General features: G+C 49.3%; 10 protein-coding genes. 1 reads left to right on the top strand and 9 read right to left on the bottom strand.

The genetic code is table 11. From position 1 onward, the window contains the following. Positions 1 to 358 precede the first annotated feature (358 nt). The 9 genes from DC20_RS11835 to dapF form a co-directional block, all read right to left on the bottom strand. Entirely contained in the window at positions 359 to 904 is a 546-nt protein-coding gene (locus tag DC20_RS11835; protein ID WP_157593142.1) for a sporulation protein, read from the bottom strand. An 11-nt stretch (positions 905 to 915) separates the two neighbouring features. Continuing rightward, positions 916 to 1,587, bottom strand: coding sequence for a deoxyribose-phosphate aldolase (gene deoC / locus DC20_RS11830; RefSeq protein ID WP_245652201.1), 672 nt, complete (start codon positions 1,585 to 1,587; stop codon positions 916 to 918). Further along, on the bottom strand, positions 1,577 to 4,966 hold the full coding sequence (secA, locus tag DC20_RS11825; RefSeq protein ID WP_062544015.1) for a preprotein translocase subunit SecA: 3,390 nt from the start codon (positions 4,964 to 4,966) through the stop codon (positions 1,577 to 1,579). The genes deoC and secA overlap by 11 nt, the downstream gene beginning before the upstream one ends. Positions 4,967 to 5,407: 441 nt before the next feature. Next, positions 5,408 to 7,660: a dTDP-4-dehydrorhamnose reductase gene (gene rfbD / locus DC20_RS11820; protein ID WP_071885447.1), complete on the bottom strand. Its 2,253-nt coding sequence runs from the start codon at positions 7,658 to 7,660 to the stop codon at positions 5,408 to 5,410. Beyond that, on the bottom strand, positions 7,647 to 8,864 hold the full coding sequence (gene glf, locus DC20_RS11815) for a UDP-galactopyranose mutase (RefSeq protein WP_062544014.1): 1,218 nt from the start codon (positions 8,862 to 8,864) through the stop codon (positions 7,647 to 7,649). Before glf ends, rfbD begins: the two co-directional genes overlap by 14 nt. A 169-nt stretch (positions 8,865 to 9,033) precedes the next feature. After that, positions 9,034 to 10,332 carry a glycosyltransferase family 1 protein gene (locus DC20_RS11810; protein WP_083470312.1) on the bottom strand — a complete coding sequence of 433 codons (1,299 nt, stop codon included), beginning with the start codon at positions 10,330 to 10,332 and terminating at the stop codon, positions 9,034 to 9,036. 230 nt (positions 10,333 to 10,562) lie between these two features. Next, a complete protein-coding gene (locus DC20_RS11805) occupies positions 10,563 to 11,087 on the bottom strand; it encodes a GNAT family N-acetyltransferase (RefSeq protein WP_062544013.1) in 525 nt (174 codons plus the stop codon). A gap of 249 nt (positions 11,088 to 11,336) precedes the next feature. Then, positions 11,337 to 12,152 carry a glycosyltransferase family 2 protein gene (locus tag DC20_RS11800; RefSeq protein ID WP_062544012.1) on the bottom strand — a complete coding sequence of 272 codons (816 nt, stop codon included), beginning with the start codon at positions 12,150 to 12,152 and terminating at the stop codon, positions 11,337 to 11,339. 71 nt (positions 12,153 to 12,223) lie between these two features. After that, positions 12,224 to 12,994 (bottom strand): diaminopimelate epimerase, encoded by a 771-nt coding sequence (dapF, locus tag DC20_RS11795; RefSeq protein WP_062544011.1) that lies wholly within the window; start codon positions 12,992 to 12,994, stop codon positions 12,224 to 12,226. A gap of 265 nt (positions 12,995 to 13,259) precedes the next feature. Between dapF and DC20_RS11790 the strand changes: the two genes are divergently transcribed. Continuing rightward, complete coding sequence (locus DC20_RS11790; protein ID WP_062544010.1) at positions 13,260 to 14,147, top strand: class I SAM-dependent methyltransferase; 888 nt, start codon at positions 13,260 to 13,262, stop codon at positions 14,145 to 14,147. The last annotated feature ends 2 nt before the right edge of the window (positions 14,148 to 14,149 follow it).

Here is a 14,149-nt window from a genome sequence, read left to right as displayed (position 1 = left end):
CCAAAATAACGAATCTCCCGGTTTTCAATCCAGCGGTATAGTGCAAATAGAGTAGTTGTTTCAGCAAATACAGTAATTCTCCCCCCCCCCGGAAAATACGTATTGAGCATTCTAATTTCAACTGGTGTTCTGCCGGAGCAAGTTCAACCTCCCTGCACACCCTCGTTTATTTCTTGAAGGGGTACCCTCTCGAAGCTCAACATAGGTTTTTCGCCTCGTTTCCAGAAAGAAGCATAAAACAAACCTACTACATACCCCAATCTGACCTTTAGAAAACTCAGGGCATAAAAAAACCGCTCCTGGTCTGTTTTCTAGAAAACGGACCAGGAGCGGCGAAGGTATTTTTGGACTTGAGGGCTTACTTAGGAATGTTGATGGTTTCCTGTACCAGCAACGCATTAGGAAGCAAATCCTGAATCTTACTTAAGGCTGCCTGCGCTTCTACCCTGGTAAAAAAGTCTCCAACCTTGAGCTGGTAGGTAGGCTGTTTGTGGGTAAGGTAATCTTTCATATCAGGCAGGCGGCGCACGATGTTGTTCCGGAGATCCATGGCCGTTTTGCGGTCAATCCCGGTATAGGCCAGAATACGATAACCCGCCGCGTACTTGATGTTTTTATTTACCTGCGCCACGCTGTCCATGAGCAACGTTACCTTGTCTCCCACGTGATGGGTAGGGGCAGCAGTTGCCATTGCGCTTGCCGCTCCTTCTGCAGTTGTTGGAAAGGAAGGCCGGTATTTTTTAGTGTCGATCAGGGGAGCTGTTCCACTTCCCTTGCGCTCCGCTTTTTTAGCACCGGAAGCAGAAGGTGTATTGCCGCCGTTACTAGATGAAGACGTAGTGCCCGTAGCAGCACAGCTCATCATAGCGCCCAGGCAGAGAAAAGTAAAAAGTCTGAATGTCATTTGTCTCCAAATCATAGCAATGAAACGCCGGAGGATGTTCCAATCCGGTCTGCTCCTGCGTTTACCAACGCAAGGGCGGCTTCCTTGGTTTTGATTCCGCCGGAGGCTTTGATCTTGATGTGCTTGGGCAGGTTGGCCCGCATGAGCAACACATCTTCAATCTGGGCTCCAGAAGCTGCAAAACCGGTAGAGGTCTTCACGTAATCAGCCTCGGCTTCTACACAAATCTGGCAAACCTGCACAATCTCTTCAGGAGAAAGCAACGCGGTTTCTATGATCACTTTAAGAATGGAGTTCTTGAAGTGGCACAGGGTGCTCAGTTCCTGCAGCTCAGACATGACCTCGTCGTGCTTTCCTGATTTGAACGCGGCAATGTTCATGACCACGTCAATTTCGGTGGCACCTTCAGACAATGCCTGGTGAGCCTCAAAAAACTTCACTTTGGCCAGTTGGTACCCCAGCGGGAAACCTATCACGGTGGCTACCTGCACGCCGGTGTCCTGCAACGCTGCCACCGCCTGACGCACAAAACAAGGTGGCACACACACTGCCGCAAACCTATGCTGGATTGCTTCCTGGCAGAGTTGCGCTACCATGGCTTTGGTAGTATCAGGCTTTAGCACCGTATGGTCTATATACGGTGCCAAGCTCTGATCTGGAGAGATAAGGGATTTAGTCTTCAATGATAACACAACGGTTGTTGAGCAAATCGTTTTCCACGTTTTTGAACTTCACGTCCTTCATCACGCGACCATCTGCATACTGCACACTTACCTTGTCATTGCGGCCAACTGTTCTCTCTGCTCTGATTGGCACCTGCTTTGGAAGCGGGGCCTGCGGCATAGAAGGCATGTTAGGCATTGACGGCACGGTTTCCTCTAACGTAGAGTGCACCTCTTCTTTTTGCTCGTGCAGTCTTGGTGGCTTTGGCGCTTGGGGCTGACGTGCTTCCTGTACCGGGGCAGGTGCCTCCTGTTGTACCGGAAGATCTGCTTTGAACAGGAAGGAAACAGTTTCTTCGTTCACCTTGCTGATCATGCGCTTAAACAACTCAAATGACTCAAACTTGTAAATCAACAATGGGTCCTTCTGCTCATACACCGCGTTCTGCACACTTTGCTTCAGGTCATCCATTTCACGAAGGTGCTGTGTCCAGGCCTGGTCAATGGTAGCCAAGGTGATCACTTTCTCCACGGTCTTGATCAACTCACGGCCTTTGGTGTTGTACACTTTCTCCAGGTTGGCCACTGCGGTGATCTGCTTGCGTCCGTCTGAGAAAGGAACGGCAATGTTCTCAATCATTGGTCCACGGTTCTGGTAGATGTCAGCCATGATTGGGGCAGACTGCTCCATGATATGGTGCGATTTGTTCAGATAGAACTCCAATGCTTCGTTGTACAAGCGGTCCATCAACACATCAGCTGGCTGTCCAGCTAGTTCTGGTGCCGTAATAGTAGAATTGAATCCGTACACTCTAATGATGTGCAGTAGGAAGTCATCATGGTTACCGGTGGCCTTGTACGTCAATACAATGTCCTCAGCGGTATCATAGATCATGTTCCAGATGTCCAGCTCCAGACGCTCACCATAAAGGGCGTTGCGGCGGCGCTTGTACACCACTTCACGCTGAGCGTTCATTACGTCATCGTACTCCAGCAGGCGCTTACGGGTACCGAAGTTGTTTTCCTCCACTTTCTTCTGCGCACGCTCAATAGAGTTGGTGATCATGGAGTGCTGAATCACTTCGCCTTCTTCCAGACCCATACGGTCCATCAAACGGGCAATACGGTCAGAACCGAACAGACGCATTAAGCTGTCTTCTAGTGACACGAAGAACTGAGATGATCCCGGGTCTCCCTGGCGACCGGCACGACCACGTAACTGACGGTCTACCCGACGCGATTCGTGACGCTCAGTACCAATGATAGCCAACCCACCCGCAGCTTTAGACTCTGGAGTAAGTTTAATATCCGTACCACGACCGGCCATGTTGGTAGCAATAGTTACTGTACCTGGCTTACCGGCTTCAGCTACAATCTCAGCTTCACGCTGGTGATGCTTCGCGTTCAATACTTGGTGGGGGATTCCGCGCAGTTTCAACATACGGCTTACCAACTCAGAGATCTCCACCGAAGTAGTACCCACCAGCACCGGACGGCCTTGTTTGGTTAACTCCTGAATTTCCTCTGAAACAGCGTTGTATTTTTCACGCATGGTCTTGTAGACCTTGTCGTGCTCATCTTTCCGTTGGGCTACACGGTTGGTAGGAATTACTACCACGTCCAGCTTATAAATTTCCCAGAACTCACCGGCTTCAGTCTCAGCAGTACCCGTCATACCGGCCAGCTTGTGGTACATCCGGAAATAGTTCTGCAAGGTCACCGTAGCGTAGGTCTGCGTAGCATCTTCTACACGCACGTTCTCTTTTGCCTCAATGGCCTGGTGCAAGCCGTCTGAGTACCGACGACCTTCCATTACCCGACCAGTTTGCTCGTCCACAATCTTTACTTTGTGGTCATCGGTTACAATGTACTCGGTGTCTTTCTCAAACAGCGTATAAGCTTTCAGCAACTGGTTGATGGTGTGCACGCGCTGTGACTTCTCCTGGTATTCTTGGATCAGGCGCTCTTTTTCGTGCAGTTTGTCATCAGCAGAGAGTTCCTTGTGGTTCTCAATGTTGGCCAACTCCGTTCCAATATCTGGCAGAATGAACAGATGCGGATCTTCGCCCTGACCGGTGATCAGGTCAATGCCTTTCTCCGTTAGTTCAATCTGGTTATGTTTTTCGTCAATGGTGAAGTACAAAGGCTTATCAGCCTCGGGCATTTGACGGGCGTGGTCTTGCAGGTAGAAAGCTTCGGTCTTCAACAAGATCTGGCGAACACCGGTCTCACTCAGGAACTTGATCAACGGCTTGTTTTTAGGCAAACCACGGTAAGCTCTGAACAAAGCCAGACCACCGTCTTTGTCATTTCCTTCTTTGATGAGGCGCTTGGCCTCTACCAAGTAGTTACCCACCAATTTACGCTGAGCTTCCACCAACGCAGAAACGCGAGGCTTCAACATGTAGAACTCGTGCTCATCGCCGCGCGGCACCGGACCAGAGATAATCAATGGGGTACGGGCATCGTCAATTAACACGGAGTCTACCTCATCTACCATGGCGTAGTGGTGCTTGCGTTGCACTAATTCACCTGGCTCACGAGACATGTTGTCGCGCAGGTAGTCAAACCCAAACTCGTTGTTGGTTCCGTAGGTAATGTCCGCTAGATAGGCGTTGCGGCGGGCATCGGTATTAGGCTGGTGCTTGTCAATACAGTCAATGGTGATGCCGTGGAACTCAAACAAAGGCGCCATCCACTCAGAGTCACGCTTGGCCAGGTAGTCGTTCACGGTTACCACGTGCACCCCGCGTTTTGCCAGAGCGTTCAGGAAAGCAGGCAACGTAGCCACCAAGGTCTTTCCTTCCCCCGTCGCCATCTCGGCAATTTTACCCTGGTGCAAGACAATTCCACCAATCAGCTGCACATCATAGTGAAGCATGTCCCACACTACCTCAGTACCGGCGGCAATCCAACGGTTGGCCCAAATGGCTTGGTCGCCGTTGATCTGCACGTTAGGCTTGCGTGAGGCAAAGGTGTGGTCCAGTTCAGTAGCCGTGACGGTTAGCTGACCGTTTTCCTTGAAACGGCGGGCAGTTTCCTTCACAATGGCAAAGGCCTGCGGCAGCACTTCCATAAGCACTACTTCCAGGTCTTTGTTGCGGTCTTTTTCCAGAGAGTCAATCTCCGTGAAGATTTCTTCTTTTTGGGCGATATCCAGTTCCGGCTCGTTCTCTATGCGTTGGTACAGAACCGTTACTTTATCATCAATGGGCTTCAGACGGTCTGCAATTACGGCCTGTACCTCCTGGGTACGTGTCCGCAGCTGGTCATCAGAAAGGGAATTAAGCTTGGCGAACTCCTGGTTTATAAGAGTCACATACGGCAATACCCCTTTGATATCCCGCTCAGACTTGGTTCCGAAAATCTTAGCGACCGTCTTCCCAACAAAATCAAACATATATAACTAATTAAGATGTACTTGAATCAATTTCAAAAATAAGCAGTTTTTTTCGACAATTTTCTACCTAGCCAAAACAATACCACACCCACATTAGTGCCCAACGCCTGACGGGATGGCAGAGAAAGCTAAAATCTTTTATATTTGTACCCAAAACAAACAAGAGAAACCTACCATTCCCGCCTGTTTTGGCAAAAACATCTTGAAAACAGAATATTATTCTAAAGTTAGGGAAGAATAGCTTTCAAAACCCAGAAAGCCTGCAGGAGGGCAAAAGGAGGAGAATAATTGGGGGATGTTCCAGAATTATTCTGGGCACTGCAATTTTAGCAGTATACATGTTTGGCTACCCAACTGTAACTAAGCACCATGAAAAAGCCGTTTGGAGCCTGCTTTTTGAAAAACAGGCCCCAAACGGCTTAGAAGTAAAATAAAAGATGACTAGGCTTGCGCGGCAAACCGCATCTCGTCTTCTGAAGAGGTAATTTCTGGTTGCACCGGTCTGAAGTTAAACTCACTCATGTGCAGGAATCTTCTGAGGGCGTCTTCCACGGATGGCAAAACCCCGCGCTTGGTAGTCCCCAAGGCAGAATAGGCAGGCCGCACCGCAGGCAACTTAAATGTCTCCATTGGTACTGGTTGCAGCCACGGGCCTGGTTCTATCCCCGCCAGGTTTGCTGCCAGCTCGGCTAATTGGGCCCAGCTGTAAGAACCTTGGTTGGCCAGGTGCCAGATGCCTTTTTCCTCATCAATGAGCAAGTCCAACGTCATATTCACCAGGTCTGGAACAAAGGTTGGCGAGACAAAGCTATCCTCAGCAGCTTGGAACGGCTCCTGATGTGCGATTGCTCGCAGAGCCTGGTACACAAAGTTGTGCTCATCCCAAGGCCCGAAGAAGGCGCTGGTTCTGATCACCAAGGCTTCGGGCATGGCGGCTAGCACTTTCTCTTCAGCGTGTGCTTTGCTGCGGCCGTATTCGTTCAATGGCTGTGGTTGGTCTTCTTCTACATATGGCGCCTGTTTCTGGCCGTCAAACACCAGATCAGAGGAGAAGGTCACAAACCCTATGTGGTGGGCTTTGCAGGCTTTTGCCAACGTAACAGCGCCTTCTGTGTTTTCTCTGAAGCAAGCAGCAGACTCTTTTTCAGCGTCATCTACCCGCACGTATCCGGCAGTATTTACTAAAGCCCAGGGACGGTATTTCTGGATCACTTTCTCTACTGAGGCAGCATCCGTAATATCCATGTCCTGGCGCGTGAGCAACACATACGGAATACCCCGCACATCACAGACCCGGGCAAAAGCACGGCCCAATGTTCCGGTAGCACCGGTAATCAGGAGAGGCGGCACTACAAGGCTTTTTGTGATATTCTGCTCAGGAGCGGAATGGCTCCAGTCTTCCGGGGTTTCAGGCACTGTGGTGTACACACTACGGCAAACGCGTTTCCACCATCCGTCAATTTTGAGCAGCGGGTGGCGTTCTGCCCCTGAAGGCAAGCCTTGCAGGAACTTTGAAACGGCTGTTTTGGCTGGGACATTGCTGTTTTTAAGGTCGAAAGGCCCCAGCTCATAATGGCCGGCTTGTTTGGTGAGCAGGCTGTTCCAGTCATAAGCCCCCAGAAGGGACCAGGCCGTAACCGCCAACACGTTTTTACCCTGTTCTCTCAAAAACGAGGCAGAATCCCAGACATCGGCGAGCCAACGCATCTGTTCCTCACGGGTGCAGCAGAGATGGGCCTCTGTGATCACCACCGGAATATCATAGCGGGCACAGGCCTGTTCCAGAATGTTCAGGACACCCAGAGGAGTGGCCGTCTGGACACGCACTGCTTCCACATCGGCGTACCGGTGTTTGGCGTTGCTGCCATGGGTGTGCCACGGGTAGTCAATAATGCGTTCGTCCAGGTAGCGTTCACTGGTGACGTAGTAGTTCACCCCAATGATATCTGGCGGACATGGGTTCTCCACCAGTTTCAAAAGGGTTTCTTCTGGCACACCAATTTTGCACAAATAACTCCAAAGCTTATGCTGCTTATCTACTTTCCCGCAAAGCAAATCCCAGGAAAGCCACCGGCGGTGGTTCTCAAAGTCTGCCTGGTATTGCAACGCAGGCGTACTGTGGGAATAGCCCAGGTCATCGGTCTGCACCAGTTTAGCATTAGGGTTGATTTCCCTGATGGCTTCCATGGCCAGTTTAGTGCCGTTGATTTGATTTAGTAAAGCTTTTGCAAAGGAAGCATCATCTTTGGTGTGCGGGTACCAGAAGCCATATAATGCGCTGAACCTGGCCGTAGTCAGCGGCTCATTGATGGGAGTGTAGTAATTTACCCATGGGAACTGCTGGGCTACAGCACGCGCGTATTGCGCCAGTTTTTGAGGAAAATCCTCATCTAAGAGATTGGTATATCGGGGGCCGCTGCCATGATGCAGCAGCCCCACGATTGGATCTATGTTCAGTTCCCGGAGTCTGTTCAGGCGTTCTGTTGCCCAACTCCAGTCATGTTGTTCCGGATGTTCTGGGGCAACACTTTCCCACAGTACCGGGTACCGAATTTTTGTGATGCCCAACTCAGCAAACAGATCCAGGTCTGAAAGCCGGTGTGCATGCCCGCTCTGTGCAAGCTGGTCAAAGTACTGGTCACCTACACGGTTTACGGTACACTCAACGCCTCCCCAAAGCTCAATGTTTGCCATTCGAACTCACTTTGGTGGAACTTCCATTTAGAGTGGCTGAACCTCCGTTCAATGCCTCGCGCACTACTTTCGGCAGTACATCTACACCGTCTACTACCGGAAGGGCAACTTTGTCTTTCTCTGTCAATTTCTTGTGCAGAGTAAGCGCCTGAGCTACTACCTGGTCCATGTTGTAGTATTTGTATGTAGCCAAACGGCCTACAAAGTGCACGCCCGAGGTAGAGTCTGCCAGCTTTTTGTACTTGTTGTACAGCTCAGCATTCTCTGGTTTAGGCACTGGATAGTACGGATCACCCTCAGCACGTGGGAACTCATATACCAGGCTGGTTTTAGGATGCTGCTGACCAGTCAGGTATTTAAACTCTGTTACGCGGGTGTACAGCTGCTCATTAGGGTAGTTCACCACCGCCACTGGTTGGAAGGTTTCTTTGTTCACGGTCTCATGCTTGAATTCAAGCGAACGGTACGGAAGCTTACCATATTTGAAATCAAAGTACTCATCTACCGGACCAGTGTAAATCATTTCCTTGAACGGAATCATGTCAATGATTTCATGGTAGTCTGTGTTGAGCATGATTTTAATGTTGGGGTGATCCAGCATCTTCTCAAACATCTTGGTAAACCCGTGCAACGGCATGGCTTGGTACGTGTCTGTGAAGTAGCGGTCATCACGGTTGGTACGGGTTGGTACGCGTGAAGTCACCGACTTGTCCAGTTCAGACGGGTCCATTCCCCACTGCTTGCGGGTGTAGTTCTTAAAGAATTTCTCGTAAAGCTCACGGCCTACTTTGCTTACCACCACATCTTCTGACGTGCGCACGGTGTCTACCTTCTCAGCTACTGATTCAAACCACTTGTCCAGTTCAAAAGAAGTCAGGCTCAGGCCATACAGCTTGTTGATAGTGTCCAGATTAATAGGCATAGGCACTTGCTGGCCGTCTACACTGGCTAGTACGCGGTGCTCATAAGGGCGCCACTCGGTGAACTGCCCTAAATATTCAAAAACGTCTTTGGAGTTGGTATGGAAGATATGGGGGCCATACTTGTGAACCAGAATCCCGTCTTCGTTATAGTGGTCATAGGCGTTACCGGCAATGTGTGAACGCTTGTCTATGATTAATACTTTCTTGTTGGAATACGTAGCCAAACGCTCGGCCAATACGCTCCCGGCAAATCCTGCCCCTACAATCAGATAGTCGAACATAATATTAATGGGCTATAGTTAAGTTATTTAGTTATCGGCAGGCCCTGTTTTGTCCTGCCGGTTTAGTCTCCTACCTCGGGAGATGTTTCACATTGATTGATTTGGGGCTACTTTCAGAAAAAGGAGCTGAAAACCAGCTGTACGTAGCCTGACATTTACCGGCAGAGTTTTATTTTGAAGCAGCGCTCTTGTTGGCACTCTTCGTTTTGGATACGCCCTGCATGAGGCGTACCATGTTCTGCCAGGTTTTATCCCAAGAGATACCGGCTAGGAAATCATCTGTGCGGCGTCTCCAGTCAGTATCTTCTCTTTGGGCCAGCGCCTTCTCCAGGGCCGCCTCAAACTCTTTCGCACCATCGGCAATCTGCACCAGGTTGTGGTCGCCGTACGGGCGCACTACGTCTTTAATAGAGGTAGAAACCACCGGTCTGCCCGCAGCCAGGTACTCTGGCGTTTTAGTTGGACTGATGTATTTGGTTGATTCATTGTGGGCAAACAGCAGCATGGCCACATCCCAACCTGCCAGATACGTAGGCAACTCCTGATACGATTTACCGCCCAGGTAATGGATATTTTTACTTGAAGGCAATACTGCCGCATCTATTTTCACTACCGGCCCAATAATCACAAACTGCCATTCTGGGCGGGCTAGCGCTACTTCACGAAGTAACTCAATATCAAAACGCTCATCTACCACTCCAAAGAACCCCATGCGCGGATGCGGGATGTTGGCCTGATCTGCAGGATCTGGCTGTTCCTGACGGGCTTGGGCGAAGTGCGCCTTATCTATGCTGCTTGGGAAAGCATATACTTCTTTGTGTCTGTTCTGCTTGGCTTCATACAGGCTTTGTCCGCCGGTGAACACCACATCTGCTTTCTCCAGCAACTCAGCTTCCAGTTCCAGCAAGCGCGGAGGAGCGAATTTGAAGGCAGAAAGTTCATCCATCACGTCAAAAACCGTTAAAGCCGGCTTGAACTGACGGGAAATCTCCAACGCCATAGGAGTATAGTACCAGAAAACTGTTTTCTCCAGATCATGGTCTGCCATGAAGGCGTTGAGCAACTCAGCTTGTTTCGCGTCTGACTCTTCAGGTGTAAGACCATTTGGTAAATGAGCTACCACTATGGTAACACGGCCATTCTCCCGCTCCTGCATTTCCAGGCGAGGCTGCGCATTATCAGCAAAATAAGGCTCCTCAAAGTAGAAGAGGCGCGTATGCTTGGCAAAACGGGTTAATAAGTGTTGTGGGCGCTGAAACACGAAGTCCCAACGCAGGTGAGATAAACAGATGATGGCAGATACAGAAGAAAGATATGCTTCAAGCGAGGTGTCAGAACTCTGGTTTGAAGATACCCGCGGAGCATTATTTACAGAAGAAGAATAGGTACTGGAAGAAGATACCTCGGGTTCAGACGAAAGGGAGCTACCTCCCCCGCCGGGGATGAAATCTGAGTCTAGATCAAGCATAATCGAAAGCTAGTTTTGAAGTGTGGATTCCTAAAAAGAAAAGGAAAAAGAGCGTCTTTTCTTTTTTTAACTTAGCTTACGTAAATGCGTAAAAAAGGCTGCACCTTAATAGGATTTAGCCTTGATTCTCCTATAAAAGAGGGCAAAATTCAGTATAAATCCAACGAATAAAGGAAGAATTATACTATCAAAACAGAGTATAGATTTGAAACTGAACCAGTAGCTATATTCTAAGAAAGGGATAGGAGCTTCTGAAGTTCCACTACATCCTGCCACCCCTGAGGAGTTCTGAGCCACTCCTTTCTTAGGCCTACTTCCTGAAAGCCCGCACCCTTAAAAAGCTGTAGACTAGCACTATTCTCCTGCGCTACAGAGCAATAAAGCTGATGCAATTGCAGCACCTGGGTTGCATAATTTATCAGGAGTTCTAACGTCTCTTTTCCGTACCCGTGACCACGGTGCTCTGCAGCTAAAGCTATGCCCACTCCCGCCCGTTGGTGCATAGGCTCAAAGTCAAACAGGTCAACAGTACCAATAGCGCTACGGTCGGCCTGCAGACACACCATTAACCTTAACTGGCGTGCCGCAAAAATATCCATTGATGCACTCTCTAAATAAGCCCGCAACGCCTCCCTGGAAAAAGGAGCCACCGAAAGACTAACTGACCAAAGCTCTGTATCATTCTCCAGACGGTACAAAAAGTCTAAGTCAGAAGGTTCTGGTGCGCGCAGAAAGATACGGTTAGTGTGCAGCATGGGGCAGAAGTATAAATTTAAGAAGAATTCGACTCTTTGAATATATAGCCTGCATCTCTTTACTTATATGAAGTTTCAATTTCAAAGAAAGTAAATTGGCCGGCTTTCTTCATTTTCTCTGAAGCAAACCCCAACTTTTAGCCTGATTATAGAAGAACAATACAAAAAAAAAACAAACTAATTCTCTGATTTTCAAAACATCTCCTTCCTTCAACAATACCTAAAAGAATACTCGGGTCTGTAGTTTCTCTACTTTTGAAGGTATTGGTCTATCCCTTTTTCACAGTAAGTTATGTTGGTCTGGATAGTGGTACACAACAACTCTTCATTGATGGCTTTGCGGCTGGTGTCTACGTAAGTATGATGCAAGTGGTACTGAACGCCTCCCATCTTCAGAGATTTTTTCCTGATACCAGCATTCATGAGGCGGGCGGCAAGTTCACTGTCTTCGGGGCCCCACCCCACGTAGTTCTCATTGTAACCATTCACCGCCAGAAGGTCCTTTCGCCAGAAAGACATGTTGCAGCCTTTGGCGTAGTACTTATTTTTCCCTTTTAGTTTATAGCGGTTAGCCAAAACCCGGCGCAGGAAGCCACTGCGTAGGCCGTTAAACAAATTGCTGGTCTTAATGATGTCACGTAAGGTGAAAGTCACAATTGAGTTTTCCAGTACATGCCGGGTATGCTCTTCTGACAGGTTTATCCTTCCGCCGGCTAAAAAACGGTTAGGCGTGGCCAGGGAAAGATGATCCTCTATAAACTTGTCATGCAAAATCACATCGCCATCTACCTGAACAATATACGTTCCCTTGGCTTGGGCAATGGCTTTGTTCAGGATCATGGTTTTCTGGAAACCATGATCAGGTTGCCACACGTGCAGAAGGGGAACCGGAAAATCTTTCTGGAACCGATGAATCAAGGCCCTTGTCTCTTCGCCAGATCCATCATCGGCAATCAATACTTCCTGTGGCAGTACAGCTTGCTTCATGACACTCTGCAGGCAAAGACTAAGTGCCTCCGGCCAGTTATAGGTCGCAATAATAAGTGAGCAAGCAGGCAATGCCATTCAATGAAGACGTTAAGGTTGCGTTTGACTAGTCACAGAGAGGGATTCTCTTTTATGAAGTGTTTCTTTACTTAAAGGGTAATCTCTCCTTTGAACACCTGCACCGCTGGTCCAATCAGGTATACGTTTTTAAAGCCGGTTCCTTCTTTTTCGAAGCTTACCTGCAGTTCGCCTCCCAGTACCTGTATATGAATGGGGCTTTCGTAGCCGGCCTGGCTGGCGGCCAAAGCACAGGCAGTTACTCCCGTTCCGCAGGAGAACGTCTCATCTTCCACGCCGCGTTCATAGGTGCGCACAGAGAGTCTGTTTTCTGGCAGATGCTCCACAAAGTTCACGTTGGTTCCTTCGGCCTTGAAACGATCTGAGTAGCGGATGGCACGGCCTTCGGCAAACACGTTCATCTCCTGCAGCGCCTCCACCTGCTTCACGTAATGTGGCGAGCCCGTATCCAGGAAAGTGGCTCCCTCTAAAGCTTCCAGAGTGTCCACATCCTTCATTTGCAGGTGCACCAATCCATCTTTCAGGAACGCCTGGTGAGGACCGTCGGCGGCAATGAAATACGCCTGATTCTCTACTACCTCCAGAAACTGAGCAAAAGCCACTAAACACCGGCCTCCGTTGCCGCACATAGAACTGGGCCGGCCGTCTGCATTGTAGTAAACCATCTCAAAGTCATAGCCTTCTTTGTTCTGCAACAACATAAGCCCGTCTGCTCCTATGCCTTTGCGGCGGTCACATAAAAAGGCCACTTGCTCCTGGGTAAGCGCTATGGACTCATTTCGGTTGTCCAGCACCACAAAGTCATTGCCGGTGCCCTGGTATTTATAGAAAGTTAGATTCATCCTGAATATATACGACTGTTTTCCGCCAGAGCGGACCTTATTCATTTTGTAAAAACCTTGAAAAGTAATGAAAAAACCGACGCCATGCTAAAGACTTACACTGATTTCCGTTTTCTAAAGGGCTGGTACATAAATCGGTTTACGGGGTATTTCTTCAAAACAGGCTCAAAATGTCTTTCAACGGAGGCTTATGTAGGGCCTGTTAAGAAGAACAGCACTGCACGCCAAAAACCGTACCTTTGCACCTTCACCACTTTTGAAACCTATGTACTCTTTCCTGACCACCAGCGCCTGGACCGATTATGAACTGATAGATTGCGGCAACTTTGAGAAGCTGGAGCGCTTTGGAGACTACGTGCTGGCCCGCCCGGAGCCCCAGGCTGCCTGGGACAAACACTTGTCTGAGGGCGAGTGGGAAAGGCTGGCGCAGGCGACCTTCAAGCGGGAAAAAGGAAATCAGGAGAAAGGCCAGTGGCAACTGAAAAAAGGCATGGCCGAACAATGGTTCATCAACTACCGGTACAATGACCTGAAGCTGCGTTTTAGGTTGGGTTTGTCTTCTTTTAAACACGTTGGCTTGTTCCCTGAGCAAGACCCTAACTGGCAGTTCATCTATGATCGTACCTGTGCTTTGCCCGGCAAGCCGAAGGTTTTGAACATGTTCGCTTATACGGGTGGGGCCTCTTTAGCCGCCAACGCCGCCGGTGCCGATGTCACCCACCTTGACTCTGTGAAGCAAGTCAATTTCTGGGCCAGACAGAACATGGAAGCCAGTAACCTGGACAACATCCGCTGGCTGGTGGAAGACGCCATGAAGTATGCCCGTCGTGAGGTAAAACGCGGAAACAAGTACCAAGGCATCATCCTGGATCCGCCCGCTTACGGACGCGGACCCGATGGAGAGAAATGGCAACTGGAGGAACAGATCAATGAACTCATCAAGCTCTGCTCCCAGATGCTGGATCCCGAGAACAACTTCTTTGTGATCAATCTCTATTCGCTTGGTTTCTCTGCCCTCATCCTGGACAACCTGATTAAAGCCTCTTTTGGTAAAACCGTGCAGAATGAAGAACTGGGCGAACTGTACCTACAAGACCAGGCCAAACGGAAACTCCCGCTGGGCACCTTCTTCCGGTTTAGTTCTGTGAAGTAATT

The organism is Rufibacter tibetensis (assembly GCF_001310085.1).
Taxonomy (GTDB): domain Bacteria; phylum Bacteroidota; class Bacteroidia; order Cytophagales; family Hymenobacteraceae; genus Nibribacter; species Nibribacter tibetensis.
The sequence above is the reverse complement of the archived record's forward strand: the minus strand, read 5'-3'. Positions and strand labels throughout refer to the sequence as shown.

What these genes read in the sequence shown, in the direction of transcription:
- DC20_RS11835 (WP_157593142.1), bottom strand. Translation starts at nt 904, where the DNA reads ATGACATTCAGACTTTTTACTTTTCTCTGCCTGGGCGCTATGATGAGC.
- secA (WP_062544015.1), bottom strand. Translation starts at nt 4,966, where the DNA reads ATGTTTGATTTTGTTGGGAAGACGGTCGCTAAGATTTTCGGAACCAAG.
- rfbD (WP_071885447.1), bottom strand. Translation starts at nt 7,660, where the DNA reads ATGGCAAACATTGAGCTTTGGGGAGGCGTTGAGTGTACCGTAAACCGT.
- glf (WP_062544014.1), bottom strand. Translation starts at nt 8,864, where the DNA reads ATGTTCGACTATCTGATTGTAGGGGCAGGATTTGCCGGGAGCGTATTG.
- DC20_RS11810 (WP_083470312.1), bottom strand. Translation starts at nt 10,332, where the DNA reads ATGCTTGATCTAGACTCAGATTTCATCCCCGGCGGGGGAGGTAGCTCC.
- DC20_RS11805 (WP_062544013.1), bottom strand. Translation starts at nt 11,087, where the DNA reads ATGCTGCACACTAACCGTATCTTTCTGCGCGCACCAGAACCTTCTGAC.
- DC20_RS11800 (WP_062544012.1), bottom strand. Translation starts at nt 12,152, where the DNA reads ATGGCATTGCCTGCTTGCTCACTTATTATTGCGACCTATAACTGGCCG.
- dapF (WP_062544011.1), bottom strand. Translation starts at nt 12,994, where the DNA reads ATGAATCTAACTTTCTATAAATACCAGGGCACCGGCAATGACTTTGTG.
- DC20_RS11790 (WP_062544010.1), top strand. Translation starts at nt 13,260, where the DNA reads ATGTACTCTTTCCTGACCACCAGCGCCTGGACCGATTATGAACTGATA.